This window comes from Micromonospora sp. NPDC049230, from assembly GCF_040647875.1.
In the GTDB taxonomy this organism is placed as follows: domain Bacteria; phylum Actinomycetota; class Actinomycetes; order Mycobacteriales; family Micromonosporaceae; genus Micromonospora.
The window spans coordinates 97,966-123,675 of the sequence record NZ_JBEZCZ010000013.1 but is presented as its reverse complement, the minus strand read 5'-3'; the positions used below and the strand labels follow the sequence as shown (position 1 = coordinate 123,675).

Annotated in this window: 23 protein-coding genes and 2 tRNA genes; 13 read left to right on the top strand and 12 right to left on the bottom strand. The window is 73.3% G+C overall.

Annotation, left to right across the window (positions count from 1 at the left end; all coding sequences use genetic code 11):
• The first annotated feature begins 54 nt into the window (after window positions 1-54).
• Window positions 55-375, top strand: coding sequence for a multidrug efflux SMR transporter (locus tag AB0A95_RS14430; RefSeq protein ID WP_357556149.1), 321 nt, complete (start codon window positions 55-57; stop codon window positions 373-375).
• Between the two features lie 533 nt (window positions 376-908).
• Window positions 909-1,127 (top strand): hypothetical protein, encoded by a 219-nt coding sequence (locus AB0A95_RS14425; RefSeq protein WP_357556147.1) that lies wholly within the window; start codon window positions 909-911, stop codon window positions 1,125-1,127.
• 116 nt (window positions 1,128-1,243) lie between these two features.
• On the opposite strand, the gene AB0A95_RS14420 is transcribed toward AB0A95_RS14425, so the two are convergent.
• Window positions 1,244-2,608 (bottom strand): cellulase family glycosylhydrolase, encoded by a 1,365-nt coding sequence (locus tag AB0A95_RS14420; RefSeq protein WP_357556146.1) that lies wholly within the window; start codon window positions 2,606-2,608, stop codon window positions 1,244-1,246.
• A 372-nt stretch (window positions 2,609-2,980) separates the two neighbouring features.
• Here AB0A95_RS14420 and AB0A95_RS14415 point away from each other — a divergent pair, with 372 nt between their 5' ends.
• Genes AB0A95_RS14415 through AB0A95_RS14405 form a run of 3 tightly spaced genes read left to right on the top strand, consistent with a single transcriptional unit; the run spans window position 2,981 to window position 4,904 of the window.
• Window positions 2,981-3,943, top strand: a complete 963-nt coding sequence (locus AB0A95_RS14415) for a TIGR03557 family F420-dependent LLM class oxidoreductase (RefSeq protein WP_357556200.1) — start codon at window positions 2,981-2,983, stop codon at window positions 3,941-3,943.
• Entirely contained in the window at window positions 3,940-4,779 is an 840-nt protein-coding gene (locus tag AB0A95_RS14410) for an alpha/beta fold hydrolase (protein WP_357556145.1), read from the top strand. Before AB0A95_RS14415 ends, AB0A95_RS14410 begins: the two co-directional genes overlap by 4 nt.
• Entirely contained in the window at window positions 4,776-4,904 is a 129-nt protein-coding gene (locus tag AB0A95_RS14405) for a hypothetical protein (RefSeq protein ID WP_357556207.1), read from the top strand. Before AB0A95_RS14410 ends, AB0A95_RS14405 begins: the two co-directional genes overlap by 4 nt.
• A gap of 27 nt (window positions 4,905-4,931) precedes the next feature.
• On the opposite strand, the gene AB0A95_RS14400 is transcribed toward AB0A95_RS14405, so the two are convergent.
• The 7 genes from AB0A95_RS14400 to AB0A95_RS14370 all read right to left on the bottom strand — a co-directional run bounded on the left by AB0A95_RS14400 (window position 4,932) and on the right by AB0A95_RS14370 (window position 11,299).
• Window positions 4,932-5,969 (bottom strand): hypothetical protein, encoded by a 1,038-nt coding sequence (locus AB0A95_RS14400; protein WP_357556144.1) that lies wholly within the window; start codon window positions 5,967-5,969, stop codon window positions 4,932-4,934.
• A 31-nt stretch (window positions 5,970-6,000) separates the two neighbouring features.
• On the bottom strand, window positions 6,001-6,822 hold the full coding sequence (locus AB0A95_RS14395; RefSeq protein WP_357556143.1) for an endonuclease/exonuclease/phosphatase family protein: 822 nt from the start codon (window positions 6,820-6,822) through the stop codon (window positions 6,001-6,003).
• Window positions 6,823-6,830: 8 nt separating this feature from the next.
• The gene (locus AB0A95_RS14390; RefSeq protein WP_357556142.1) at window positions 6,831-8,321 is read right to left on the bottom strand and encodes a phosphatase PAP2 family protein; all 1,491 of its coding nucleotides are present in this window, start codon (window positions 8,319-8,321) and stop codon (window positions 6,831-6,833) included.
• Between the two features lie 70 nt (window positions 8,322-8,391).
• Window positions 8,392-9,393 (bottom strand): YihY/virulence factor BrkB family protein, encoded by a 1,002-nt coding sequence (locus tag AB0A95_RS14385; protein ID WP_357556140.1) that lies wholly within the window; start codon window positions 9,391-9,393, stop codon window positions 8,392-8,394.
• Complete coding sequence (locus AB0A95_RS14380; protein ID WP_357556139.1) at window positions 9,386-10,390, bottom strand: diacylglycerol kinase family protein; 1,005 nt, start codon at window positions 10,388-10,390, stop codon at window positions 9,386-9,388. The genes AB0A95_RS14385 and AB0A95_RS14380 overlap by 8 nt, the downstream gene beginning before the upstream one ends.
• Window positions 10,391-10,484: 94 nt before the next feature.
• Complete coding sequence (locus tag AB0A95_RS14375; RefSeq protein WP_357556198.1) at window positions 10,485-11,063, bottom strand: Clp protease N-terminal domain-containing protein; 579 nt, start codon at window positions 11,061-11,063, stop codon at window positions 10,485-10,487.
• Window positions 11,063-11,299: a helix-turn-helix domain-containing protein gene (locus AB0A95_RS14370; protein WP_272616519.1), complete on the bottom strand. Its 237-nt coding sequence runs from the start codon at window positions 11,297-11,299 to the stop codon at window positions 11,063-11,065. The genes AB0A95_RS14375 and AB0A95_RS14370 overlap by 1 nt, the downstream gene beginning before the upstream one ends.
• 151 nt (window positions 11,300-11,450) lie before the next feature.
• On the opposite strand from AB0A95_RS14370, the gene AB0A95_RS14365 reads away from it, so the two are divergent.
• The 3 genes from AB0A95_RS14365 to AB0A95_RS14355 are packed head-to-tail and all read left to right on the top strand — an operon-like array spanning window position 11,451 to window position 15,620.
• Entirely contained in the window at window positions 11,451-12,311 is an 861-nt protein-coding gene (locus AB0A95_RS14365; protein WP_357556137.1) for a universal stress protein, read from the top strand.
• Between the two features lie 59 nt (window positions 12,312-12,370).
• Window positions 12,371-14,764, top strand: coding sequence for a phosphoketolase family protein (locus AB0A95_RS14360; RefSeq protein WP_357556136.1), 2,394 nt, complete (start codon window positions 12,371-12,373; stop codon window positions 14,762-14,764).
• Window positions 14,765-14,774: 10 nt separating this feature from the next.
• Window positions 14,775-15,620 carry a universal stress protein gene (locus AB0A95_RS14355; RefSeq protein ID WP_357556135.1) on the top strand — a complete coding sequence of 282 codons (846 nt, stop codon included), beginning with the start codon at window positions 14,775-14,777 and terminating at the stop codon, window positions 15,618-15,620.
• A gap of 11 nt (window positions 15,621-15,631) precedes the next feature.
• Here the strand turns inward: AB0A95_RS14355 and AB0A95_RS14350 are convergent, their stop codons facing one another.
• Entirely contained in the window at window positions 15,632-16,624 is a 993-nt protein-coding gene (locus AB0A95_RS14350; protein ID WP_357556134.1) for a reductase, read from the bottom strand.
• Between the two features lie 75 nt (window positions 16,625-16,699).
• Entirely contained in the window at window positions 16,700-17,347 is a 648-nt protein-coding gene (locus AB0A95_RS14345) for a TOPRIM nucleotidyl transferase/hydrolase domain-containing protein (protein WP_357556132.1), read from the bottom strand.
• Between the two features lie 174 nt (window positions 17,348-17,521).
• Between AB0A95_RS14345 and AB0A95_RS14340 the strand changes: the two genes are divergently transcribed.
• The 4 genes from AB0A95_RS14340 to AB0A95_RS14325 are packed head-to-tail and all read left to right on the top strand — an operon-like array spanning window position 17,522 to window position 25,071.
• On the top strand, window positions 17,522-18,454 hold the full coding sequence (locus tag AB0A95_RS14340; protein WP_357556131.1) for an ABC transporter ATP-binding protein: 933 nt from the start codon (window positions 17,522-17,524) through the stop codon (window positions 18,452-18,454).
• On the top strand, window positions 18,451-19,143 hold the full coding sequence (locus AB0A95_RS14335) for an ABC transporter ATP-binding protein (protein ID WP_357556130.1): 693 nt from the start codon (window positions 18,451-18,453) through the stop codon (window positions 19,141-19,143). Before AB0A95_RS14340 ends, AB0A95_RS14335 begins: the two co-directional genes overlap by 4 nt.
• Before the next feature lie 4 nt (window positions 19,144-19,147).
• Window positions 19,148-22,315 (top strand): permease, encoded by a 3,168-nt coding sequence (locus AB0A95_RS14330; protein ID WP_357556129.1) that lies wholly within the window; start codon window positions 19,148-19,150, stop codon window positions 22,313-22,315.
• The gene (locus AB0A95_RS14325) at window positions 22,312-25,071 is read left to right on the top strand and encodes an ABC transporter permease (RefSeq protein WP_357556128.1); all 2,760 of its coding nucleotides are present in this window, start codon (window positions 22,312-22,314) and stop codon (window positions 25,069-25,071) included. Before AB0A95_RS14330 ends, AB0A95_RS14325 begins: the two co-directional genes overlap by 4 nt.
• 63 nt (window positions 25,072-25,134) lie before the next feature.
• Here AB0A95_RS14325 and AB0A95_RS14320 read toward each other — a convergent pair.
• Window positions 25,135-25,209: transfer RNA gene (locus AB0A95_RS14320), tRNA-Val, on the bottom strand.
• Between the two features lie 26 nt (window positions 25,210-25,235).
• Window positions 25,236-25,308, bottom strand: a tRNA-Gly gene (locus AB0A95_RS14315).
• Between the two features lie 146 nt (window positions 25,309-25,454).
• Here AB0A95_RS14315 and AB0A95_RS14310 point away from each other — a divergent pair.
• Window positions 25,455-25,697 carry a DUF6458 family protein gene (locus AB0A95_RS14310; RefSeq protein ID WP_357070106.1) on the top strand — a complete coding sequence of 81 codons (243 nt, stop codon included), beginning with the start codon at window positions 25,455-25,457 and terminating at the stop codon, window positions 25,695-25,697.
• The last annotated feature ends 13 nt before the right edge of the window (window positions 25,698-25,710 follow it).

Here is a 25,710-nt window from a genome sequence, read left to right as displayed (position 1 = left end):
GGCACTAACCTCAGCAGCGACGCGTTCATCGAGCATCGAACACCAGGGGGCCAGATGGCGTACGTGCTGCTGGGGATCGCGATCCTCGCCGAGGTTCTGGCGACCAGCCTGATCAAGAGCACCGCCGGGTTCAGCCGGCTCTGGCCGACGGTGGGCTGCCTCGCCGGGTACGCGCTGGCGTTCCTCCTGCTGGCCCAGGCCGTGAAGGAGATACCGGTCGGTGTCGCGTACGCCCTCTGGTCCGGTCTGGGGACCGCGGCGATCGTGGCGATCGGCGCGGTGTTCCTGGGCGAGTCGGTCGGGCTGGTCAAGCTCGCCGGCATCGCTCTGATCATCGCGGGGGTGGTCATCGTGAACCTGACCGGGGAGCACTGACCCGCAGCCGTGTCGGTGATCCGGCGCGGCCGGGCAGCTTCAGCTCGTGTCCAACCAGAAGGGTCGGACCCGAATGGCACTGCCTGGTTACCGTTGGACCCCCCGGTATCGAACCGGCGACCAGCGGCTCAGCCGGCGTAGCGGCGGATGTTCGTTGTTCAAGACCGAGTTGATCGAACCGAGGGTCACCCCGGGGGCTCGGGTCGCCCGCTCGAGGTCATCAGTGATCCGTGCGATGGCGGCCAGGCGACTACGGGCGTCGAACACCTGCCGCCGAGCCAGCCGGAGCGAGGTTTCAAGCTCCACCACCCGCTCGTGTAGTCGTTCCGGTTCCGATTGTTGGTCCACTGCAACCTCCTGAGGCCGGCTCCGGGAACGGCTCCCCCGCCTGCCGCGTGACCCGCCACCAGGCGAGGGCCTCGGTCCATCGAACCCCGGCGACTATTGCCCTGTCAATATTGGCGCGCACACCTGAGTGTGACCAGTTAAGCGCGCCCATGTTGACAGGCCAGGCCCGGCCTACCTTGATTGACATGGGTGAGGACCGGGGACCGGGTGAACTCGTCGCAGCCGGCGAGATCCTGACCATGCTCGGGGTCGGGCGGTCACGGTTCCGGCAGATCCAACAGCACCCGGCGTTCCCGCGCCCGTACGCCAAGCTGTCGGTCGGCGCGATCTGGCTGAAGGCCGATGTAGAGCGATACATCCGGGAGCACCGTCGCCCCCGCCCGGCAGACGAGGACGAGGGCTAGACCGAGACATCTCTTGTGGCCGCCCCCGATACGGAGCGGCCCAGGGCGTGGCCCACGGTGGTCGACCGGAGTGGCCGGGCCCGCACGGGCCCGGCCACCGCTGTCGGGTTCGTCGATCAGCTCGCGGCGCAACTCACCTGCGGTGTCGGGTTGCTGCCGGTCCAACTGCCGAGGAATCCGAAGCTGGCGCTGGCACCGGCGGCCAACCGGCCGTTGTGGTCCACGTTGTGCGCGGTCACGGTGGATCCGCTGCTGGTCAGGGCGGCGTTCCAGGACTGGGTGACGCTCTGACCGTTGGCGAGGGTCCAACGGGTGGTCCAGCCCGTGACCCCGGCGGCGCCTGCGGTCACCCGCACCTCGCCCTGGAAGCCGCCCTGCCACTGGTTGGCCACCGTGTAGGTCGCCGTGCAACCCCCCGCGGGCGGGGGCGTGGTGGGCGGTGGGGTCGTGGGCGGGGGCGTGGTGGGCGGGGGCGTCGTGGTCGGCGGCGGGGTGCCGCCGAAGACACTTGCCTCCCGGGCGGTCTGTCGGATGCCGTTGACGCCGTTGAAGAGCCGCTGACCCCAGGTGGTCAGGTTGGCCGGGTCGAAGGTGGTGGCGAGGTCGAGATATTCCACGCCACCGCCGTTGCCGCTCCACGACCAGCCCAGCCAGCCGATCCCGTTGGCCTGGCTGTAGGCGAGGATGGTGTCCTCGTCCGGGTCCCCGTCGGAGTGGTTGAAACCGAACTCACCAACCACGATGGGCAGCCCCGCGGCGCGGAAACGACCCAGGTAGTCGCTGATCTCCGCGGCGGTGTCGAACACCCCGTACATGTGGATGGAGAAGACGGTGTTGCGGGCCGGGTCCGCGGCGAAGACCGACGCGGCGTTGTCCCGCATGGTGAACGACCAGTCCTGACCCCAGTTCGGCGCGTCCACCATGATCGTGTGGGTGAACCCGCCGGCGCGGAGGCGTTTTATCGCGTTGGCGTTGTCGGTGGCCCAGGAGCCGTAGTTCTGGTTGCCGTACGGCTCGTTGCCGATGTTGACGATGACGTATCTTTCCTGGCCGACGAGGACATCGGCGAGGCTGAGCCAGTAGTCGACGGCCCGGTCCAGGGTGATGGCCCCACTCTGCTCGCCGTACCCGGTGGTGTCGTGCACCTCGAGCACACAGATCAGTCGATTGGCCTTGCACGTCGAGATGACGTTGGCGACGTCGGCGTTGGTGTTGCGGGTCCACCGGTCGCCGCTGGCGAGCACCACCCGCACGGTGTTCGCGCCGAGCGCCTTGACGTCGGCGAACGAGCTGGTCCGCTGCGGATACCAGGTGTGCGCGTGGTTGACGCCCCGCATGACGAATTCGGTGCCGTTGGCGTCGTACAACCTGCCGCCCGCGACGGAGAAGCCAGCCGCGGCGTGCGCCGGCTGGCCGAACGCCAGCACGGCGACGAGCAACGCGAGCAGGGCCGCGCCGGCGGCGGTGAGTCGAGTCTTCATGGTCTTCCTCAGGGAGGACCCCCGGTGCCCGACAGGGGTGGGACGGGACAGAGGGCTACGGCTACAGCCCGGCAGCCGCGCCCGGCTCCCGGCGCGCACGCATCAGCGTAGGACGATGGATTGACCCTCGCAACCGGTTCAGTTGACACGCTCACGGCCCGGACAGCCGCAACGGCCCGCGCGGACACGGGCCGTTGCGGGGCGGTCATCCCCACCACAAGGATGTGCGCCACCTCCGGGTCTTAACCGGTTAAGACCGACGGTAGGCAGGTCGTCGGCCATCCGTCAAGCATCCGCGAACCGGACGAGAGGGTTGACCGGGGCCGAGCGGGGTATCCCGGGAACGATCAGTCGGTGAAAGGGGAAACCAGGATGGTCAGCGTCGGCTACACCCTGATGGGCGAACAGGCCGGTCCCAAACAGTTGGTCGACCACGCGGTCCGGGCCGAGGCCGCCGGCTTCGACCAGCTGGTGATGTCCGACCACTACTATCCCTGGCTGGAGTCGCAGGGCCACTCCCCGTACGCCTGGTCGGTGCTCGGCGCGGTCGCCCACGCCACCTCCCGCGCCCAGCTGATGTCGTTCGTGACCTGCCCGATCCGCCGCTACCACCCGGCCGTGATCGCACAGAAGGCCAGCACCATCGGGGTGCTCTCGGACGGCCGGTTCACCCTCGGCCTGGGTGCCGGGGAGAACCTCAACGAGCACGTGGTCGGTGGCTGGCCGCACGTGCAGCAGCGGCACGAGATGTTCGAGGAGGCGTTGCAGATCATCCGGCCGCTGCTCAACGGCGAGACGCTGACGTTCTCCGGCAATCACTTCGACGTGCCCGACGCGTACGTCTGGGACCGCCCGCAACGGCCGGTGCCGATGGCGGTCGCCGCGTCCGGCCGGCAGTCCGCGACGCTGGCCGCCGAGTACGGCAACGGCATCATCTCCACCGAGCCCGACCGGCAGATCATCGAGATGTACGACGACGCCGGTGGGGCGGGCCAGCCCCGTTACGGGCAGGTGGCCATCTGCTACGGCCCGGACGAGGCGGAGTGCCGCAAGATCGTGCACGACCAGTTCCGCTGGTTCGGGATGGGTTGGAAGGTCAACGCCGACCTGCCCGGCCCGGAGTCCTTCGCCGCCGCCACCCAGTTCGTCCGGGAGGAGGACGTCGCCGAGGGCGTCCCCTGTGGCCCGGACGTGGACGCGCACGTCGAGGCGTTCCGCAGGTTCGTCGACGCCGGCTTCACCCACGTGGCGATCATCCAGGTCGGCGGGGAGAGTCAGCCGATGTTCCTGGACTGGGCGCAGGAGCAGTTGCTGCCCCGGCTGCGGGCGTTGTGAGGCCGAGGCCCGGCGGCCGCTTCGGCCCGGCGCAGCTGCGGCTCGCCCTGGCCGCGCCCCGGCCGGCCGCCGGGTTGACAAGCGAGTGGCGGCTCGTCGACGGACTGCGCACCCACACCCGGCGCAGCACCGGTCCGCAGACCGGGGCGCCGCCCGTGGTGCTGGTGCACGGCCTGGCCGTCTCGCACCGCTATCTCACCCCGCTGGCCGTCGCGCTCGCCGCCACCCACCCGGTGTACGTGCCGGACCTGCCCGGCTTCGGGCTGACCGAACACCCCGTGGCCGCGTACGACGTCCACCGGCACGCCGCGCACCTGGCCGCCTGGCTGGCCGCGTACCGGCTGCCGCCGGTCTGCCTGCTGGGGCACTCGTTCGGTGCCGAGGTGGCCGCCTCGGTGGCCGCGAACCACCCGGACGCGGTACGCGCGCTGGTGCTGGCCGGGCCGACAAGCGACCCGGTGGCCCGGTCGCGGCGGGCCCAGTTCGGCAGGTGGCTGCTGGACACCCTGGGCGAGGCGCCACTACAGGCGCCGGTGCTGGGCCGGGACATCTTGAACGCCCGGCCGTGGCGGGTCCTCGCGACGCTGTCGCACTCGGTGCACAACGCGATCGAGGCGGATCTGGTCCGGATCACCGCGCCGACACTGGTCGTGGCCGGCGAGCGTGATCCGGTCGTCCCGGCCCGGTGGCGTGCCCAGACGGCCCGGCTGGTGCCGAACGCCGACCTCGTGGTCGTGCCCGGTGCACCGCACAACGTGGTCGCGACCGCGCCGACAGCTGTCGCGGACGCGATCCGCCACCTACTCGCCCCGTATCCCGCACTCCTGGACAGGTGACCCTCATGCGCTTCGGCAACACGGAGATCCGCCCGCTCGGCGGTGGCGTCGGCTGCCTCCTGATGATCCTCTTCTCGATCGTCGCCTCGGTGGTGCTCACCGTGCTCCTCAACCTGGTGCTGTGAGGCGTGCGTGCCTCGGCGGCGGCCCGGTCAGCGGCGCAGGCCCAGGGTGCTGAGCACCGCACGGGAGGCCAGCCGGGCCGGGTCGAGCACCGACCGGCGGATCCACCCGGCCGCGGGCACGACGGTGGCCCGCCAGGCCGCCCGGACGCCGTGCGCCACCGGTACGACAGTCACCGACCACACCCACCGGGCTCCCCGCAGCAGCGGACGCACGCCGTGCCGCCACACCCAGCGCAACCCGTGCCCGAGTGGGCGCAGCAGCAGGCGGTAGAGCAGGCGCAGCACCCGTCCGGCCACCCACCACGCGCCGACCACCGCGGCGACGAGCAGCCGGCCGAACCCCACGACGACCCACCGGGTCCCCCGGCCCAACGCGGTGAGCGCGGCATTCGCCGCCCCGGCCAGCACGCTGAGGCCACGCCACAGCAGCCGTCCGGCGGGGCTGAGCACCGCGCCCAGCCAGCGCAGCGGCCGCCCGACCAGGTGGGCGAGCCACACCAGCGGGGGCCACAGCAGCGTGCGGTGCACCCACGCGAGGCCCCACCCCAGCCAGCGCAGCGGAAGCCAGACGAGGACGCGGGACGCCCAGCACAGCGGTAGCCAGACGAGGACGCGGGACGCCCAGCACAGCGGAAGCCAGACGAGGACGCGGGACGCCCAGCACAGCGGAAGCCAGACGAGGACGCGGGACGCCCAGCACAGCGGTAGCCAGACGAGGGTTCGGGCCGCCCAGCGCACCGGAACCCAGAGCAGGTTGCGGGCGCACCAGACCAGCGGGAGCCAGAGGAGTCGGTGCAGCGCCCAGGACAGCGGGGACAGCAGCCAGCGGCGCAGGAACCGGCCGGCGGGGGTGAGCAGGCTTCGGTACACCAGCCGGCCGGCAGCCGCGACCAACTCCCAGAGCACGCGTACCGGAAGCACCACGACCAACGCCACACCCCGCGCGACGGTCGCGACGAGCGGGAGCGCGACGGCGGCCGGTTCTGCCGTGTTCGCGGCCGCGGTGGCGGGGTGCCCGCTCGGCGGGCCGGGCAGCGGCGAGCGGGCCGGCAGGGGGTCGGTCACGGGGGGCACGGTAGCCGGCCCGCGCCAGGTCTCAGGTGTCGGTCGCGGCCGGGCCGAGGTCGAGCGTGGTCAGCAGCGGATAGTGGTCCGAGGCGGTGTCCGCCGTCGCGCCCCGGACGACCCGGCACTCCCGCGTCCGCCGCGCCACCTCGTGCGTGCCGAGCAGGTAGTCCAGTCGCATCCCGGCGAACTCGGCCCCACCGAGGCGGGTGGGCACGGTCAGGCCCTCGGCCTCGGCCGCTCCGGTGTTGACCGACGGCCAGAGGTCGACCAGGTCGGCGTCGAGCAGCCGGGCGATGGCACGGGTGTCCACGTCGCCACCGCCCCGGCGCAGGTGCCGCCGCCGGTAGAGGGTCGGCATCCCGGCCAGCCGCTCGGTGTGGTCAGTGCTCGGGTCGAGCGAGTTGAGGTCACCGGTGACGAGCGTCAACGGGCCGCGAGCCCGTCGCACGGCCCGGACCAGCCAGTCGGCTTCCATCCGCCGCCGTCCACCCGAGTACGGGTAGAGGTGCGTGCCGAGCACTGTGAGCGGGCCGGCGGTGGTCGCCACCACGACGCGGGCGGCGGCGTGGTGGAACGGCCGGCGCAGCGCTCCCGCGTCGAGGACCTGGTACGGCGGCCGGACCAGCACCGCCACCGGCTGCCCTAGGCAGGACCGGGCCAGGTGCGGCGTCATCCCCACCCGACCCGCCACGGTGGCCATCAGCCCGTCGCGGTCGAAGCCGCGCAGCTCCTGGAGGGCCAGCACGTCCGGCGCCTGTTCGTCGATGACCCGGACCACCTGGTCCAGCCGGTCGGCGCCGCCGCGGTCCCGACCGCCGGTGCGGATGTTCCAGGTCAGCACCCGCAGCACGGCGGCGCTCAGTCGGCTCGGCCGGCCCGCGCCAGCTCGTCGTCGAGGGTGTCCACGTCCTCCGACTCGATGGCCGGTTGGTTGCCTTCCCTCAGGTCGGCGTTGGGGCGGATGACGAGGTAGAGCAGCCCGATCCAGAGCGCGGAGAGCAGGATCGCGCCCATGAAGTCGGTCGGGTGGTGCATCCCCCGGTACATCCGGGAGGTGGCGACCCCGACCGGCATGAGCACGGCCAGCGCCACGAAGATCCACCGCCACCACCTGTCGGTACGCGGGAACACGATGACGGTGATCGCCAGCCAGACGCAGATGGTGGCCGCGATGTGCCCGGACGGGAACGACGAGGTGGGCATCTGCCCGTCGAGGTTCTCCACCGGCGGGCGCGGTCGGTCGACGGCGCGGGCCGAGGCGAGGAAGAGTGTCAGCTCACCCACCATGGCCAGCGCCAGGAAGAGCACCGGACGCCAGCGCCGCCAGACCGCCAGCACCAGTGGGCAGAACACCAGCGAGATGATCAGGATCGCGTGGGTGTCGCCGAACTTGCTCCACCACCAGCTCACGTCGGTCAGCACGTCGGTGTGCCGGTCGGCGAACCAGCGCGGCACCTCGGTGTCGAGGGTGTCGAAGAGGGTGCCCTTGGCGTGGAAGCTGACGTACGTGCCGAAGGCGTACAGCGCCCCGAACACGAGCACCCAGCCGACCAGCAGCTCGGCCAGCGCCGAACGGGGGTGGGCCAGCACGTGCTCCTCGGCCGGGGCGGCGGCGATGTCGTGCCCGGCCTCCGGCTCCAGGCCCTCGCTCAGTGACGGCACCGGCCGCCCACGCTCACGACGCCACAGCCGGAAGGCGTACGCGGTGACGCCCAGCCAGGCCGCGCCGAGCAGCCAGCCGGCCAGCACGTCCGAGACGTAGTGCACGCCCAACGCGATCCGGGTCAGGCCGATCACCACCACCAGCAGGCTGAAGCCGACGATCGCCAGCTTGCGCCAGCGCGGCGCCATGGCCGGCAGGAACACCAGCAGCAGGGCCCCGTACGCGACGATGGAGCCCAAGGCGTGCCCGCTCGGGAAGCTGTTGCCCGGTGCGCTGGCGATCGGCACGTCCACCACCGGGCGGAGCCGACCGACAAGCGTCTTCAGCGACGGGTCGAGGATCAGGCCGCCGACCCCGGTGACGATCAGGTAGACGGCCAGCCGTGGCTGTTTGCGGATCAGCAGCCCGATCACGGCGACGCTGACCAACCAGATGTAGATCGGTCGACCACCCAGGTCGGTCACCGCCTGGAGGACGGTGACGAGGCCGTGGTGCGGGGCGACGAGCCCGTTGAACCACTCGGCGGCGGCGTGGTCGGCGTCCTGCAACGGGCTCCACCGCACCCGCACGAGCAGCAACAGCAGCCCGAAGGCCACCCCGGCGCCGGTGACGGCCGCCAGACCCGCGATGCTCCGCTCGGCGAAGTGACCGATCGGACGTCGCGCCATCTCCTTGACCGCGGTCACCCGGCACCTCCTTGTTCGGCTCTGGCGGGGCCGCTTTACCCGATCCGTGTTCGTCGTACACGCCGCGTGGCTAGAGCGCCGACATGTCCCCGGTGTCGAGCAGCTCGACGCGGTCCGCGTCGGGCTCCCACAGGTCTGGTTGGGCCGGCTCCCGCACCCCGATGCGCAGCGCCTCCAGTTGGGCGGCGAAGGACAGCCCTCCGAAGAGCGCCATGCCGGTCAGGTTGGCCCAGAGCAGCAGCGCCATCATGCCGGTCAACGCGCCGTAGGTCTGCCCGAAGCCGTCACTGAACCGCACGTACGCGGCGAGCAGCAGGCTGGCCAGCCACCACAGGACCGTGGCGATGCCGGCACCGAAGAACAACCAGGACAGGCCCGGCTGGTTGCGTCGGGGGGCGTGCCGGAACAGCACGGCGACGGCGAGGACGGTCAGCCCGAGGCTCAGGGGGAAGCGGACCACGTCCCAGATGCCGTTGGCGAACGCGCCCCACTCGTAGTGCTCGCGTACCGAGTCGCCCATCGCGCCGCCACCGACCAGGATCAGGAAGCCGGCGAGCGCGGGCAGGCCGGCGGTGACGGCCAGCACCGCGGCGCGGAGGTATTTCCGCAGCGCGGGGCGGTCCCGCTCGACGCCGTAGATGCGGTTGGCCCCCCGTTCGATCTGGGCCATGGTGGTGGTCAGCGCGAACAGGCCGGTCAGCAGACCGAGGGTGAGGGCCAGCTCCCCCGCGTCCTCGACGCGTTCGCCCTCGCCCAGCAGTTCGCCGACCATCTGCGCGCTCTGGCCGGGCGTGAGCGCCAGGACGGTGTCGGCGACGACCTGACCGCCCTCCTCGACGCCCAGCTCGCTGATCAGGCCGGTGAGGGCGATCAGGAACGGCACCACGGCGAGGCAGAGTTGCAGGGCGAAGGCCCGGGAATGGCTGAACCCGTCGCCGTAGCGGAACCGGATGAAGGCGTCCCGCAGCAGGTGCCAAGTGTTCTGCCGCCGCAGGGTGTGCCAGGCGTCGTCGGCGGACAGCTCCTCGTCGGCCATCAGCCGGGTCTCCGGCACGATCCGGGTGCTACTCACGGCGCGCCTCCTCGATCAGCTGCTCGCCCCGCTCTCCGGCGCCTTGGGCGTCGACGGCCAGGTCGGGGACGTCCTCGGGCTGGGGGACGCAGAGCCAGAGCGCCTGGGGTCGGACCTCCGCAAGCAGCCGCCGGCCCGGGGCGATGAGGTCGCCGTCCAGCTCGCGGGGCTGGGCCCGGTTGCTGGTGACCACCACGCGGCGGCCCCGGAACACCTCCATCTGCGGCACCTGGCCGCTGCGGCGGATCACCGCCCAACCGAGCGCGAGCCAGTGCCGCAGGTTGCGGGGGGTGAGCACGGCGACGTCGAGCCAGCCGTCGTCCGGCTCGGCCTCGGTGAGCAGGGTCACCCCACCCTGGAGCCGGCCGACGTTGGCGATCAGGACCGAGCGGGCTCGGCGGCGCAGCGGCGGGCGGTCGTCGACGCGGATCTGCACCCGCATCGGCCGGTCCCGCAGGTGGCGGGCGGCGCCCATCACGTACGCCGGCCAGCCGATGCGGGCCTTGGTGGTCTCGGAGGTGGCGGCGAGCATCTGGGCGTCGAAGCCCATCCCGGCCATCACCGTGAAGTATTTGTCCTCGACGGCGCCGACGTCGAGCAGCCGTCGGCCCCGTTCGACGGCGACCTGGAGCCCGGCGGCCAGGTCGGTGGAGAGACCGAGGTTGGCGGCGAGCAGGTTGCCGGTGCCCTGCGGCAGCACGGCGAGGGCCACGTCGGTGCCGACCAGCGCGCTGACGCAGGACATCACTGTGCCGTCGCCACCGCAGGCGAAGACCAGGTCGACGCCGTCCTTGACGGCCTGCTCGGTCTGGCCACGGCCCGGGTCGTCGACGGTGGTCTCGTGCCACTGCGGCTCGGGCCAACCCGCCGCGCCCAGGGCGTCGTTCACCGTACGGCGCAGCTCGTCGAGATCGTCCACCTTCACCGGGTTGACCACCACGGCGGAGCGCAGCCCGCCGTCGCCGCCCGAGGGCCGCCTGTCCTGTCCAGCATCCACGGGCGCCAGTGTGCAGCACCGGGGCACCTTCAGCGACCCGATGCGGGGCTCGCGTCGCAAGTGCCACAGACAGGTTTCAACGTGCGTGCACCCGTCAGGCCGCCGCCCGTAGCGCGCTCTCCACCCGTCGGCGCAGATCGTCGAGGTCGAGGCCGGACTCGGTGAGCACCAGCGCGCCCAGCCCGTGGCCCTCCCGGAGCACGCCGAGCAGGATGTGCTCGGTGCCGATGTGCTTGTGGCGCAGGCGTAGCGCCTCGCGCAGGGACAACTCCAGCGCCTTCTTCGAGCGGGGCGAGAACGGCCCACCGAGGTAGCGCTTGCGCCCCCACCGGCGGCGCGGTGCCGGCACGGCCTCCCGCAGCGCGTCCGGGCCGAAGGACTGCTCGATGCGGGCCACGATCGCGGCCAGGTCGATGCCGATCTCCCGCAGGGCCGCCGCGTCCGCGTCGCCGAGGCCGACGCCGCCGCCGGCGGTGTGTCGGCGGACGCGTTCGCGCAGGTCGTCGGCGCGTACGCCGGCGTCGGCGAGCACCCGGGCGGCCAAGCCGGCGTCGTCGTCGAGGAGGGCGAGCAGCAGGTGCTCGGTGCCGACCGGCCGTTGGCCCTCGGCCCGCGCCTCCTCCACTGCCCGACGCACCACGCCGCGCGCGCGGTCGGTGAACCGTTCGAACATCACGCCTCCCAGGATGAGTTGACCGCCGGTCGCCCGGCGTGCTTCTTGTGCACCGCCTGCCGGCTGACCTCGAGCGCGTCGGCGATGTCCTGCCAGGACCAGCCCTGTCGACGGGCGTTGTCCACCTGGACCACCTCAAGCCGCTCGAGCAGCCGGCGCAGCGCGCGGACGGCGCGCAGCCCGACCCGGGGGTCGGTGCTGCCGGCTGCCGCCGCGAGTTCCGTCGCCTGACTCATGCCGTCAACATACGTTGACAGCACCACTCGCGTCAACCCCAGTTGACATTTCCAGGAGTGCCGGAACCGGACCCGTCGCCGTGTCGGCCCGGCTACCCTCGGTCAGGGACAGCTTGGTCAGGCCGGGCGCGAGGCCCGGGAGGTGATATCGATGGCCGCACCCGCCGACGCAGCGGTGCTGGTCGGCATCGGCTCGGTTCTCGACCTCCCGGTCGTCGAACAGGCCGCACAGGAAGCCGCCGGGCACGGCCGGCCGCTGCACCTGCTGCACATGTTCGACTGGCAGGCGGCCTTCGCGGCGGACACCGTCGCCGCACCCCGCGACCGGGCCGAAGAGCTGCTCACCCGGGCCGCCCAACTCGCCCACCAGGCCGAGCCCGAGCTGACGGTGGGCAGCGAGATCGTCGAGAGCGGCATGCTCGCCACCCTCATCCGCCGGTCGGAGACGGCCTTCCTGCTGGCGGTCGGCGACAGCGGCATGGCCGGCAGCGGCCAGTGCGTCCCGGCCGAGACGCCCGCCGTGCAGTTGGCCGCGCGGGCCGGTTGCCCGCTGCTGGTGGTCCGCCGCGAGCCACCACCGCAGGGGCCGGTGCTGGTCGGGGTGGACGGCTCACCCAGCTCGCACCTCGCCCTGCGGTGGGCCGTGGAGTGCGCGGCACGCCGGGACACCCGGCTGCTCGCGCTGCGGGTGGTGGAGCAGGACGAGGACACCGACGCGGTCACCGAGCAGCTCGTCGAGGCCCTGGCACAGCACACCTGCCGCAACGGTTCGGTGCCCACCGAGTGCCGGGTCGTTCGGGGCGATCCCGGTCAGGTCCTGATCGAGACCTCCCGTACGTCGCAGTTGGCGCTTGTCGCCGCCCGCGGCGACGAACCGGGGCGAGCGATGCTGGGCGCGGTCGCCCAGTCCCTGCTCTACCACTCCCCCGCACCGGTGGTCGTCGTCCGTGGCCTGGCCGAGGCGCCGCTGACCGGGCCGGCCGCCCCGGCGGCACGCGCCCAACGGCCCTGACCCCGGCGTTCGCTGCGGCGAAGCCGCACGTCCCACTCCTACCCGCGAGAGGCAGCCTGATGGACACCGCTCTCGACGCGCGACGCGCCCTCACCGACGACGAGCTGCGCCGGCTGGACGCCTACTGGCGTGCCGCGAACTACCTCACCGTCGGGCAGATCTACCTGCTGGGCAACCCGCTGCTGCGGGAGCCGCTGAGCCGCGACGACATCAAGCCCCGGTTGCTCGGGCACTGGGGCACCAGCCCCGGGCTCAACCTGATCTACGCCCACCTCAACCGGGTGATCGTGGCGCGTGACCTCAACGCCATGCTGGTCACCGGCCCCGGGCACGGCGGCCCGGCCATCGTGGCCAACACCTGGCTGGAGGGCACCTGGTCGGAGCGCTACCACGACGTGGCACGGGACGAGGCCGGGATGGCCAAGCTGTTCCGCCAGTTCTCCTTCCCCGGTGGCATCCCCAGCCACGTCGCGTCGGACGTGCCGGGCTCGATCCACGAGGGCGGCGAGCTGGGGTACGCGTTGAGCCACGCCTACGGGGCCGCGTTCGACGACCCGGATCTCGTGGTGGCCTGCGTGGTCGGCGACGGTGAGGCGGAGACCGGCCCACTGGCCGGCAGTTGGCTCTCCAACGTGTTCCTCAACCCCGCGCGCGACGGCGCGGTGCTGCCCATCCTGCACCTCAACGGCTACAAGATCGCCAACCCGACGGTGCTGTCCCGGATCCCCGAAACCGATCTGCTCGACCTGATGCGCGGTTCGGGCTACCAGCCGTACGTGGTCGCCGGTGACGACCCCGCCGTGGTGCACCGCACGCTCGCCGCGACGATGGACCGCGCGCTGGACGAGATCGCCGAGATCCAGCGGCGGGCCCGTTCCGGTGGTGCCGTCGAGCGCAGCCGCTGGCCGATGATCATCCTGCGGACGCCGAAGGGCTGGACCGGCCCGAGCGAGGTCGACGGCGTCCAGGTGGAGGGCACGTACCGCGCCCATCAGGTGCCGCTGTCCGGGGTACACGACGACCCGGCGCACCTGGCCGAGTTGGAGCGGTGGCTGCGCAGCTACCGGCCCGAGGAACTGTTCGACGCCACCGGCGCGCCGGTGGACGAGCTGCGGACGCTGCCCCCGCGCGGGGACCGGCGGATGAGCGCCAACCCGGTCACCAACGGTGGCGTGGTGCTGCGCGACCTGACCCTGCCCGACTTTCGCGACTACGGCGTGGACGTCCCCGAACCGGGCAGGCCGATGGCCGGTGCGACGGGGGTGCTCGGCCCGTGGATCCGCGACGTCATCAGCGCCAACCCGGAGACGTTCCGACTGTTCGGCCCGGACGAGGTCGCCTCCAACCGGCTGGGCGCCGCGTTCGAGGTCACCGGCCGGACGTGGGTGGCGGCCACCGTCGCCGGCGACGACCACCTCTCCCCCGACGGCCGGGTCATGGAGGTGCTCTCCGAGCACCTGTGCCAGGGCTGGCTGGAGGGCTACCTCCTCACCGGCCGGCACGGCGTCTTCACCAGCTACGAGGCGTTCATCCACATCGTCGACTCGATGCTCAACCAGCACGCCAAGTGGCTGAAGGTGACCCGGGCCATCCCCTGGCGGCAACCGATCGCCTCGTTGAACTACCTGCTGTCCAGCCACGTCTGGCGTCAGGACCACAACGGCTTCTCCCACCAGGACCCCGGCTTCATCGACCACGTGGTCAACAAGAAGGCCGAGGTGGTGCGGGTCTACCTGCCACCGGACGCCAACACCCTGCTCGCCACAATGGACCACTGCCTGCGCAGCCGGCACTACATCAACGTGGTGGTGGCCGGTAAGCAGTCGGCACCGAGTTGGCTGACGATGACCGAGGCGATCCAACACACCCGCCGGGGCCTGGGCATCTGGGAGTGGGCCAGCAACGACGAGGGCACCGAGCCGGACGTGGTGCTCGCCTGCTGCGGAGACGTGCCCACCCTGGAGACGTTGGCCGCCGTCGAGCTGCTCCGCCAGAACCTCCCGGACCTGCGGATCCGACTGGTCAACGTGGTCGACCTGATGCGGCTGCAAACGGACACCGAGCACCCGCACGGCCTGACCGACAACGAGTTCGACACCATCTTCACCGCGGACCGGCCGGTCATCTTCGCGTACCACGGTTATCCCTGGCTGATCCACCGGCTCACCTACCGCCGCAACAACCATGACAACCTGCACGTACGCGGTTACAAGGAGGAAGGGACCACCACCACCCCGTTCGACATGGTGATGCTCAACGACCTGGACCGTTTCCACCTGGTCATCGACGTCATCGACCGGGTGCCCGGCCTGGCCGCCCGCGCCGCGCACCTGCGCCAACGGATGGTCGACGCCCGGCAGGCCGCCCGCGACTACACCCGCCGGTACGGCGAGGACGACCCCGCGGTCGCCGAGTGGCGCTGGGTCCGCACGACCGACCCGACGAACCCCTGAGGAGGACGACGTGCGCGACGCGGAGATCCTGGTCGGCTTCGACGGCTCCACCGACGCCTCGGTGGCGGTGGACTGGGCGCTGGAGGAGGCGCGGCACAGCGGCCGACCGGTGCGGCTGGCGTACGTCTTCGAATGGCTGACCGTGGCCGGCTGGGTCGGCCCGGGCGTGGCGCCCGGGGTCTGGCCGGACGAGACCGCCCGCCGGCAGGTCGAGGACCTGGTGCGCAAGGCCGCGGCGAACGCCGCCGCCACCCACCCCAAGCTGCGGATCACCGGCGAGGTGTACGACGGGCCACCCGCGCTGGTGTTGCAGGAACGCTCGGCCGAGGCCGGGATGCTGGTGCTCGGCAGCCGAGGCCACGGCGGCTTCGGGGGCCTGCTGGCCGGGTCCACGGCCGTGTCGGTCGCCGCGCACGCGCACTGCCCGGTCGTGGTGGTGCGCGACGGCACGGCCGGCCGACCGGACGGCCCGGTGGCGGTCGGGGTGGACGGGTCGGCGCCGTCGCTGGTGGCGCTCGGTTTCGCAGCGGAACGGGCGGCGCGGCGGCAGATGCCGCTGCGCGTGCTGCACGCCTGGACACCGGGCCCCGCTGCGGCGGCCGGGGTGCCCGACGAGCGGGCCGCCGTGGAGCAGGCACTGCAACCGTGGCGACGGACGTTTCCCGAGCTGAACGTCACCGTCGACGTGATCCCGGGCAGCCCGGCGGCGATGCTGATCGAGGCGAGCCGGTCCGCGCAGGCGGTGGTGGTCGGCAGCCGGGGTCGGGGCGGACTGGCCGGAATGCTGCTCGGCTCGGTCAGCCAGCAGGTGATCCAGCACGCCAGTTGCCCGGTCGCGGTGGTCCGCGAACGCTGACCGCGCGGAGATCAGCCGGTGAGCACGGCGGCCTCCCGTTCCGGGGCCAGACCGATCGAGCCGCGGTCCGGCCGCCCGGCACGCGGCGGGACCGTGCCCACCTCGCGGAGCCACCGCCAGGTGTCCTCGACGGTCTCGGCCACCGGCCGGCAGGTCAGCCCGGCGGCGAAGACACGGGTGACGTCCCGCTCCAGCAACCCCCGGTAGGGGTGGCCGATCGGCAGCCAGATCGGCAGGTCACTCCACGGCTGCACACCGGCGGCGAGGATCGGCGCCGGATCGGTCCAGCACAGCCGGGCGTCGGCACCGGTGACTGCCACGCACGCGTCGAGCAGCTCGCCCATCGTGGTCTGCGCCCGCCGACCGATCGTGTTGAACGTGCCGCCCACCCGCCGGGCGCCCGCGTCCAGCATCCAGCCCGCCAGGTCACGGACGTCGATGTACTGCACCGGCAGGCCCGCCGGCCCGGGGGCGAGCACGTCGCCGCCCCGCTCGACGCGCCGCAACCACCAGGGCAGCCGGCCGATGTCCTCCCCCGGGCCAAGGATCAGCCCGGCACGGGCGACCAGCGCCCGCTGCCCGAAGACCTCCCGCACGGCACGCTCCGCGCCGGACTTGAGCTGCGGGTAGTCGCCGTCGACGGAGTCCGGGTCGGCGTCCACCACCGGTGAGTCCTCGTCCAGCCCGGCAGCGGCCGGGTCGGCGTAGACCGACCCGCTGGACACGTACACGTAGTGGCCTACCGCGTCGACCAACGCGCGGGCGGCGTCCCCGGCAGCGCGCGGTGCGCCGTCCCAGGTGTCCACCAGCAGGTCCCACTCGCCGCCGGCCAACGCCGTCAGGCCGTCCGGCGCGGTGCGGTCACCCCGCAACCGATGTACGCCGGGAGGCACCGTCCCGTGCAGCCCCCTGTTGAAGACGGTCACCGACCAGCCACGGCGGACCGCCTCGGTGACCGTCGCACCGCCCACGAACCCCGTACCGCCGAGCACCAGCAATCTCATCCGCCCACCCTGCCGGTGCGGGCCGGCGAACGACAGCCCTGTTCACCGGTAGCGGATCTGCCCGTGGCAGAACCGTCAGTCGAGCAACCGATCCAGCGGTCGGGGGATGGCGCCCGGGTCGACGGCACGGACGAGCGCGGACGCGTACCGGGCCTTGCGACCGCTCATCGTGCCCAGGAAACGGCGCAGCTGTCGCTCAACCGTCCGCCCGCGCTGCGCGGGCTGCTTCTGGAAGACCCGGAACCTCGCCAGATCCCGCTCGGCATCGATGACCCGCTCGACACCGGCGCTGCCCAGCGCACGGATCAGCTCGTCCTCCAGGTCGGTCACGCACACCTGGAAGCCGAGCGCCGCCATGGCCGGACGGGTCAGGTCACCGCCGAAACCGGCCCGCTCCAGCCCCCGTCGGAAGAAACCCTCCTCGGCCTCGTCGCAGAGCCCTCGTACGGTCAGGGCCAGGCCCTGCGCCCCGAAGAGCCGCAGGTACCTGGCGACACTCATCGCGCCACCGATCGGCAGGACGCACACGCCCTCACCCGCCAGGTCGCGCCCCCGCCGCTCGGCCAGCGCCTCCACCGCGCACTGGTCGCTGAAGCCCTCGACGAGCACGACAGTGCTCAGCTCACCGGCCAGCTCGCGGGCAACAGTGGCGGCTGCCGCGGCGTCCGCGCCGCCGGTCGCCCACACCCGCACGGCGCCTCGGAAACGGTCCGGCTCTCGCACAGGCCAGAGTCTCGCAACCCGCGACGAGGACCGCCATCGATTTGGGGTACGGCGACGGCTCGACCGGGCTGCGATGACGAGAAGTTCTCCGCGATGGGCGATACTGGCGTGCCGCAGCTTGCCCCGGTCACCCGAGGCTGGCTCCACGGCGGCACAACCCGGACGGAGAAGGGCATGCCCCGCACACCGCTGTCCCTGCCGCAGCCAACCGCGCGGGCGCCCGAGTTCGGCCGGGACGCGCTCATCGTCTGCGAGAACCTGGTGCGGATCTACCAGACCGGTTCGATCGAGGTGCAGGCCCTGCAGGGGCTGGACCTGGCCGTGCAGAGCGGCGAGTTGGTCGCCGTCGTCGGCGCCTCCGGATCGGGCAAGTCGACACTGCTCTCCATCCTGGCCGGCATCGACGCCCCCACCGCCGGGCGGGTCCGGGTCGACAGGTGGAACCTGCTGGCGATGTCCCGCGCGGACCGGGTGGACTACCGGCGGCACACCGTCGGGTTCGTACGACAGCAGACGGCGAGCAACCTCATCCCGTACCTGACCGCACGGGAGATGGTGGACCTGCCGATGACGACGGCCCGGACGCCGAAGGAGGAGCGCCGGGAGCGCGCGGCCGAGCTGCTGGACAGCCTCGGCGTCGCCGACTGCGCCGACCGGCGCCCCGGGCAACTCTCCGGAGGGCAACAGATGCGGGTCGCGATCGCGGTGGCGCTGGCCAACCAGCCGCGGGTCCTGCTCGCCGACGAGCCAACCGGTGAACTGGACGCCGCCACGTCCGCGGAGGTCTTCGGCGCGCTGCGGGACGTCAACCGGCGGTACGGCGTCACGGTCGTCGTGGTGACCCACGATCCGGAGGTCAGCGGCCAGGTCGAACGCACAGTCGCGATCCGGGACGGGCGCACCAGCAGCGAGGTGCTGCGCCGCACCACCACCGACGCGGAGGGTGACACGCACGTGATCGCCGAGGAGTACGCCGTGATGGACCGCGCCGGGCGGGTCCAGGTGCCCCGCGAGTTCCGCCAGGCGCTGGCGCTGACCCGACGGGTCCGGCTGGCCCTGGAATCCGACCACATCACGATCCACCCCGACTCGGGCAGCGGCGAATGAGCAGCGAGCCACTGCTGCGCGTGCGCGGCGTGCACCGGAGCTTCCGCACCGGGCCGAGCGTCGTACACGCCCTGCGCGGTGTGTCGTTCGACGTGGCCGCCGGTTCGATGGTGGCGCTCGTCGGCCGGTCCGGCTCCGGCAAGACCACCCTGCTCAACGTCATCGGCGGCCTGGACCGCCCGGACGCCGGCACCGTGCACGTCGACGGCACCGACGTCACCGCGCTCGACGAGGACGGCCTGTCCCGGCTGCGGCGGGAGAAGGTGTCGTACGTCTTCCAGAGCTTCGGGTTGATCCCGGTGCTGTCGGCCGCGGAGAACGTCGCGGCCCCGCTGCGGATGGCCCGCGTCGCCCCGAGCGAGCGCGAGCGGCGGGTCGAGTTGCTGCTGGAGCTGATCGGCCTGGCCGACCACGCCGGGCAGCGGCCGGCCGAGCTGTCCGGCGGCCAGCAGCAGCGGGTGGCGATCGCCCGCGCGCTGGCCGCGTCGCCCCAACTCCTGCTCGCCGACGAGCCCACCGGGCAACTGGACGCCGAGACCGGCCTGTCGGTGATGGCCCTGCTGCGCGGGATCGTGGAGTCCGAAGGCGTCACCGTCCTGGTGTCGACGCACGACGCGGTGATGATGGCCCTGGCCGACCGGGTGATCCGCATCCACGACGGGCACCTCGACGAACAGGCAGCCGGGTGACGCGATGATGGGGCTGGTCAGCCGGCGTGCCCGCGCCCAGTGGCCGTTGCTGGCGGCCCTCCTCGGGGTCGTCACGATCGGCGCGACACTGCTGGGCACCTGCACCCTGCTGATCACCCGCACCGCCGAGCGGGCGCTGGAGGTCGCCATGGCCCGCGCCGCCCCCGCCGCCGTCGACGTGACCGTCTACACCGGCGCCGTCGAGGGCCCGGACACGTCGTCCGTCGCCGCCGACACCCGCACCGTGGTGACCTCCGCGCTCGCACCGTTCCCGGCGTCGACGACCGCGCGGGCGTCGACGGTGCTGCGGGCGCTGCCGCCCACGCTCGCCAAGGGCACCACAGTTCCGGCCCAGGCGTACCTGTCGGGGATGGACGACCTGCCGACCCGAGCCGAGCTGATCACCGGGCGCTGGCCACAGCACCCTGGCGACGCGGTGCTGCTGGAGTCCACCGCACAACTGCTCGGCCTCACCCCCGGCAGCCGGGTACGCCTCGGCGCCGAACTGGCCCACGCGCCGGTCCCGGCCATCGACGTGACAGTCGTCGGAGTGGTACGCCCGCTGCCGGGACGCGGCTGGGACCGCGACCCGCTGGCCGCGGCCGGCTCCGCCACCGGCTACCGGGACGGCCGCTTCCTCCAGCCGGTCAACGCCTACGGCCCGTTCCTCGTCGACCTCACCGACCTGGTCACCACAGGCGCCACTGTCGACCGGATGGAGGTCACCGCCCATCCGGACCTGTCCGACCCCAACCGTCGCGACCTGGAGACCGTCGCCGGGGCCGTCCGCGACACCGACCGCCGGCTGGCGGGCACCCTCGGTGACCGCGTCCGGCTCGCCCGGGTCTCCTCCGAACTGCCGCTGACCCTGCGAGCCGCCGACGACCAACGGCACGTCACCTCCGCCGTCGTGCTGGCCATCGCCGTCCTCGGCGGTGTCCTGACCGCGACGGCACTCGTCCTCGCCGGCCGGCTGACCACTGGCATCCGCGCCGACGAGACAGCCCTGCGGTCCGCCCTGGGCACCAGCCGTCGCCAACTCGCCGCCACCGCGACGATCGAGGCCGGGCTCGTCGCCGCCGTCGCCGCCGCGCTCGCGATACCGGCCTCGTCGGCCCTGCACGCCGGCCTGACCCACCTGCCGCCGCTGGACGGTGCCGGCCTGACCGTCCGGCCGGCCATCGTCGGTGTCCAGGTCCTCGCGGTCGTCGGTGGCGCGCTGGTGCTCGCCGCCGTCCTCACCGTCCTGGCCATCCGGCCCGTCCCGGCGGCCAGCGACCAGCGCACCCGCCGCGAGCTGCTGGCCCGATCCGGCGCGGACGTGCTGCTCGCGGCGTTCGCCGCCGCCGGCTGGTGGCAGCTGTACGCGCAGCCCGCCGCCGCCAGCCCACGCGCCGACGCGGTCCGGGTGCTCGCACCGGCGCTGCTGCTCACGGCGGGCGCCGCCCTGGCCCTCCGGGTGGTGCTGCCCGCCCTTCGTGGCGCCGACCGGCTGGCGTACCGCGCCAGAGGGCTGGCGCTTCCGCTGGCGGTCGCCGAGGCCGCCCGCCGGCCACAGGCGGTCGCCGCCGGACTGCTCGTCGGACTGGCCTGCGCGGCCGGAACCTTCGGCCTCGCCTTCGACGACACGTGGCACCAGTCGCAGCGCGACCAGGCGGCGCTCACCGTCGGCACCGACCTGGCACTCACCCTCAGCACGGCACCGGTGGCCGGAGAGGGCGCGGCCGTCAGCGCGGCCACCGCGGGGGCCGTGAGTCCGGTCCTCGACCGGGGCACCACGGTCGGTCAGTGGCTCGGCAACGCGGGCGTTGCGCCGCGCCTGGTCGCCGTCGACACCACCCGCGCCGACGCCCTGCTGCGCGGACGGCTGGACGACGACCGCGGATGGGCCGACGTGGGCGCCACGCTGGCACCCCGCACCCGGGCCACCGGCCTCGCCATTCCGGCCGGTGCCCCGCTCGTCCTGCGCGGGACAGCCGCCGGCGGCGCCCCGCTCGCCGTGACACCCCAACTGATGTTGCAGGACGCCACCGGCCTCCGCACGTCCTGCACCGGTCCCGCCGTACCGCTCGACGGCCAGGAGTTTCGGTTGCCCGCCTGCGCGACGGCTGACGGGCAGCGCCTCGTCGCGGTCGCCCTGCCCCTCACCACCGACACGGTCGGCGGATCCGTCGCCGTAGCCGTCACCCTCACCGTGCCGCCCACCGGGGCGGTGGAGAAGCCCACCGACGGATCGGAGTGGACCGCCACGTCCGCGCCGCCGATCCCGAGCAAGGTGAGCGACCTGACCGTCGGGGTGTCCGCCACGCCGACGGGAACCGCGCTGCGGATGGCCGCGACCGTCGACCTCGGCCGCGCCGAGGACGCCGCCCGGACCCTCGTCGCCACCGCATTCCCGGACCCCGGCCCGGTGCCCGTCGCCGTCTCCGCCCACTTTGCCAGCGAGGTCGGTGCCAAGCGCGGCAGCCAACTCAGCGTCACGGTCGGCATCACACCCGTCCGGATCGTCGTCAGAGAGGTCGTGCCGACCGTGCCGTCCGCCCCTGGCGCCGTCGCCGTCCTGGCCGACCTGGACACGCTGTCGCGCGCACGCGCCGTCACCGGCGACCTGACGTTCCCGGTCGACGCCTGGTGGGTCGGCCACCCCGCCGCTGCCGGTGCCGCCGAGCGGGCCGCCGCCCTGTACCTGGGCACCGTCACGACCCGCGAGGCGGAGACGGCCCGCCTCACCGGCGGCCCGCTGCGCGCCGGGCTGCCGGCCGCCCTCCGGCTCCTCGTCCCGGCCGCGGCCCTGCTGCTGCTCGCCGGCGTCGTCCTGCACGTCACCTGTGACCTACAGGTCCGCGCCGTCGAGGTGACGCGGCTGCGCGGCCTGGGGATGTCCCGGCGCGACATCCGGGGCGTGCTGCTCGGCCAACACGCAGGCGTTCTGCTGCCCCTGCTCGCGGCGGGCGCGGCCGTCGGCGCGCTCGCCACCCGCGTCGTCGCCCCCCTGCTCGTACGCTCCGACACCGGCGCCGCGCCCGTCCCGGCCACCCAGCCACACTGGCCGTGGCCAGCCGAGGCCGCACTGCTCGCCGTACTGCTGGCCGGCTGCCTGCTGGCGGTCGCCGTGGTGGTCACCGTCCAGGTCCGCCGGGCCGACGCCGCGCACCCGCGGGTGGCGCCGTGAAACGGTGGCTGACCCGCCGGTGGCCGGCGCCGCACTGGCCCAGCATCCGTGGCCGTGGCCGTGCCGACGCCGGACCGCTGCTGCTCACCGCCGCCGTCATCGCGGCCATCGCGCTACTCGCCGGGGCCGTGCCCGCGCTGTTCGGCGCCGCCGCCGACACCGCCGTCCGGGACACGGTCCGCCGCGCCGGCCACGACTCGACAGTCCTCGTGCACGCCGACTGGGAACGCGACGACGGGCCGACCGGCGGGCGGGTCCGGATGCCCCGCCTCGCCGAGGAGGTCGACAAGTTCCGCGCCCGGGCGGCAACCGCGCTCGGACCCGACCTGGACGCCGCGCTGCTTCCGCCCGTCGCCGTCGTCAACGGCCCGATCCTCACCATCACCGACGGCACCGTGCCGCGTACCTTCCAGCTCACCTACCTGGCCGGTGACCTCGACACCCCGGCCGTGACCTGGGTCGCCGGCAACGCGCCCGGTTCCACTGTCTCCGACGAGTACGTCGAGACCTCCTACGACGGACCGCCCTGGCCGGTGCAGGTCGGTCTCTCCGAGGCGGACGCCGCCGCACTGCGCCTCGGCCCCGGCGATCGGATACGGGTCACGGACGGCAAGGGTAGCGACACTGACGTCCGGGTCAGCGGGATCTACCGACCCGCGGACAGCACCGACCCGGCCTGGCAACTCGCCCCGGCGCTGCTGCGCCCCGTGCCCGGCGCCGACGGCGTGGGGACCACCCGGTTCGGCGGCCTGCTGTCGCGCGCGTCGTTGCCGGACGCCCGGCTCGCCGTCGACGAGGGCCAACTGCGGCGCACCATCCACTTCGCCCCGGACCCCGACGCGCTCACCTGGGACGCCACCGCCGCGCTCGCCAGCAAGGTGGTCAAGCTCAAGGCCGGTTCCGGCTCGTCCGGCGGCCGCGACCAGTCCCTGAAGTGGGAATCGCAGCTGGACACCACCCTGCGCGACGCCCAGGCCCGCAACAGCGCGGCTTTCGCACAGGCCGCCGTCCTGCTCGCCGGCGTGCTGACCGCCACCGTGCTGGTCCTGCTGCTCGCCGCCGACCTGCTGGTCCGCCGTCGTACCCCGGTGCTGCGGGCCGCCCGGCAGCGGGGGGCGGCACTACCCGACCTGGGTACGGAACTGGTCATCGAATCCACTGTCGTGTCCCTGTCGGCCGCCGCCGTCGGGCTCGCACTCGCCCGCGTGGTCACCCCGGGCGTCTCCTGGACCTGGACGGTTCCCGTGGTTCTGGCCGGTGCCGTCGCCGGGCCGGCGTTCGGCACGCTCGCCGCCGCCCGCGCCAGCCGCGACCGGCGTCAACCCGCCAACCCTGCCGCTCGGCGCTGGATCCGGGCCACCGGTCGGTTGCGCCGCGCCGCCGTCCAGGTCGCTGTCCTGATCGCCGCGGTCGCCGCCCTCGTCACACTGCACCAGCGCGGCCTGCTGCCCGTCTCCTCCGACGGTGCTACCGGCGAGCTGACCGGCGACCTGATCCTGCCGATCAGCGCCCCCGCTCTGGGCGCGCTCGTCGGCGCGCTCGTCCTGCTCCGGGTGGTGCCCCTCGGGGCGCGGTTCGCACTCCGCCAGGCCCTGCGCTCGCGCCGCCCGCTGGCCGTGTTCGGTGCCGCCCAGGCGGCCACGACGGCCGGGCGTGCGCTGCCACTGCTGGTTCTCGTCAGCACCACGGCGCTCGCGTCGTTCGCGCTCATCCTCGGCGTCACAGTCACCCGAGGTCTGGCCGACGGCGCGTGGAGCACCGTCGGCGCGGACGCCCGCCTCGACGTCGGCGCCGACACCGAGGCCGCCACACCCGCACTCGCCCAGCGCATCGCCGCCGCGCCCGGGGTAGAGCAGGTCGTCGTCGCGCAGGTGACCGACTCGGCACACGTCTCCAGCGATTCGACACCGCTCACCCCACGCCTTGTCGTCGTGGACGCCGCCGCGTTCCAGCGCCTGCTGGCCACCACTCCGCTGCCCGACGCGCCGGCGCTGGCCCGGCTCACCGCACCCGGTCGGGGCCCCGGGGACGTCCCCGCGCTGGTCCGGTCGAGCGACGGCGGTCTGCGGCCCGGCACGCGGCTGCAACTGTCCCGGGACGACGCACCGGCGATCGGTCTCGCCGCGGTCGGTACCGCTCCCTCCGTCGGCGGTGCCGACGACGTCGTCATCGTGGACGCCGCGGCGCTCGCCGACGCCGGGCTGCCCGCCGTTGCGAACACCGTCTGGGTGACCGGCCCCGGCGCGGCGCGGGCCGTGTCGAACACCGGCGTCGCCGCCGACGTCGTGCTGCGCACGGACGTCCTGCGGGCGCAGCGGGTGGCACCGCTGACCGCGGGGCTGCTACGGCTGGCGTGGACTGCCGCCGCGGTGCTGCTGGCGCTGGGGTTGCTCGGCCTCACGCTCGCCGCCGCCGCCGGGGCGTCGCAGCGGTGGCAGACCCTGACCCGGCTGCGGACCCTCGGCCTGCGGCCACGCGACGCCCGCTGGGTCGCCGCCGGAGAGCTGCTGCCGCCGGTCGTGGTCGCCGCGGTGTGCGGCCCGCTCCTCGGGGCCCTGCTCGCGCGCCTGACGTTCGGCCCGCTCGACCTACGGTTGCTCACCGGCCAGGCCGCCGACCCGGCGGCGGCCCTGCCGTGGTGGCTGCTGGGCCTGGTGAGCGTGGCGCTGCTGGCGACGGCCGCCACTGTCGTACCTGTCGAGTCGGCGCTGCGGCGACGCGACCGGCTGAGCGAGGTGCTCCGGGCCGGCGAGTAGGCGGAAACGCCGAGACCCGTTACCGGATATCCGGTAACGGGTCATCAGAGCTGCGGGGGTGGATGGTGGGCGATACTGGGTTTGAACCAGTGACCTCTTCCGTGTCAAGGAAGCGCGCTCCCACTGCGCCAATCGCCCGTGGCGGCCCCGTGGGGCGCGTCGCGAGCGGACGACGGGATTCGAACCCGCGACCCTCACCTTGGCAAGGTGATGCGCTACCAGCTGCGCTACGTCCGCACGTCCCCGACAAGCGCCGGCGACAGGTGAACTCTACCCGATGCCAAGATCGCTTGGTACGGCACCCTGTCCGGTCGCGGTTGCGCTGGTCCCCGCCGGGGTACTGAAGGGCCCGACAGCGCACCACACCCCCTAAGGAGGCTGTCGTGGGTATCGGCACCAGCATCTTCCTGATCGCGCTCGGCGCGATCCTCACCTTCGCACTGGACGCGAGCGTCGGCGGCATCAACCTCGACGTGGTCGGCTGGATCCTGATGGGAGCCGGCGTGCTCGGCCTGATCATGACCACGCTGATCTGGGGCCGCCGCCGCGAGGTGGTCACCACCACCGAGCAGCCTGTCGAATACCAGCGGGTCGAGGAACGGCGGGACATCGCCCCGCCGCTGTGACACGACCACTCTC

Coding starts and splice junctions, on each gene's coding strand:
- AB0A95_RS14340 (WP_357556131.1), top strand. CDS start 17,522: ATGCCCCGCACACCGCTGTCCCTGCCGCAGCCAACCGCGCGGGCGCCC.
- AB0A95_RS14420 (WP_357556146.1), bottom strand. CDS start 2,608: ATGAAGACTCGACTCACCGCCGCCGGCGCGGCCCTGCTCGCGTTGCTC.
- AB0A95_RS14415 (WP_357556200.1), top strand. CDS start 2,981: ATGGTCAGCGTCGGCTACACCCTGATGGGCGAACAGGCCGGTCCCAAA.
- AB0A95_RS14360 (WP_357556136.1), top strand. CDS start 12,371: ATGGACACCGCTCTCGACGCGCGACGCGCCCTCACCGACGACGAGCTG.
- AB0A95_RS14330 (WP_357556129.1), top strand. CDS start 19,148: ATGATGGGGCTGGTCAGCCGGCGTGCCCGCGCCCAGTGGCCGTTGCTG.
- AB0A95_RS14350 (WP_357556134.1), bottom strand. CDS start 16,624: ATGAGATTGCTGGTGCTCGGCGGTACGGGGTTCGTGGGCGGTGCGACG.
- AB0A95_RS14425 (WP_357556147.1), top strand. CDS start 909: ATGGGTGAGGACCGGGGACCGGGTGAACTCGTCGCAGCCGGCGAGATC.
- AB0A95_RS14365 (WP_357556137.1), top strand. CDS start 11,451: ATGGCCGCACCCGCCGACGCAGCGGTGCTGGTCGGCATCGGCTCGGTT.
- AB0A95_RS14430 (WP_357556149.1), top strand. CDS start 55: ATGGCGTACGTGCTGCTGGGGATCGCGATCCTCGCCGAGGTTCTGGCG.
- AB0A95_RS14375 (WP_357556198.1), bottom strand. CDS start 11,063: ATGTTCGAACGGTTCACCGACCGCGCGCGCGGCGTGGTGCGTCGGGCA.
- AB0A95_RS14335 (WP_357556130.1), top strand. CDS start 18,451: ATGAGCAGCGAGCCACTGCTGCGCGTGCGCGGCGTGCACCGGAGCTTC.
- AB0A95_RS14370 (WP_272616519.1), bottom strand. CDS start 11,299: ATGAGTCAGGCGACGGAACTCGCGGCGGCAGCCGGCAGCACCGACCCC.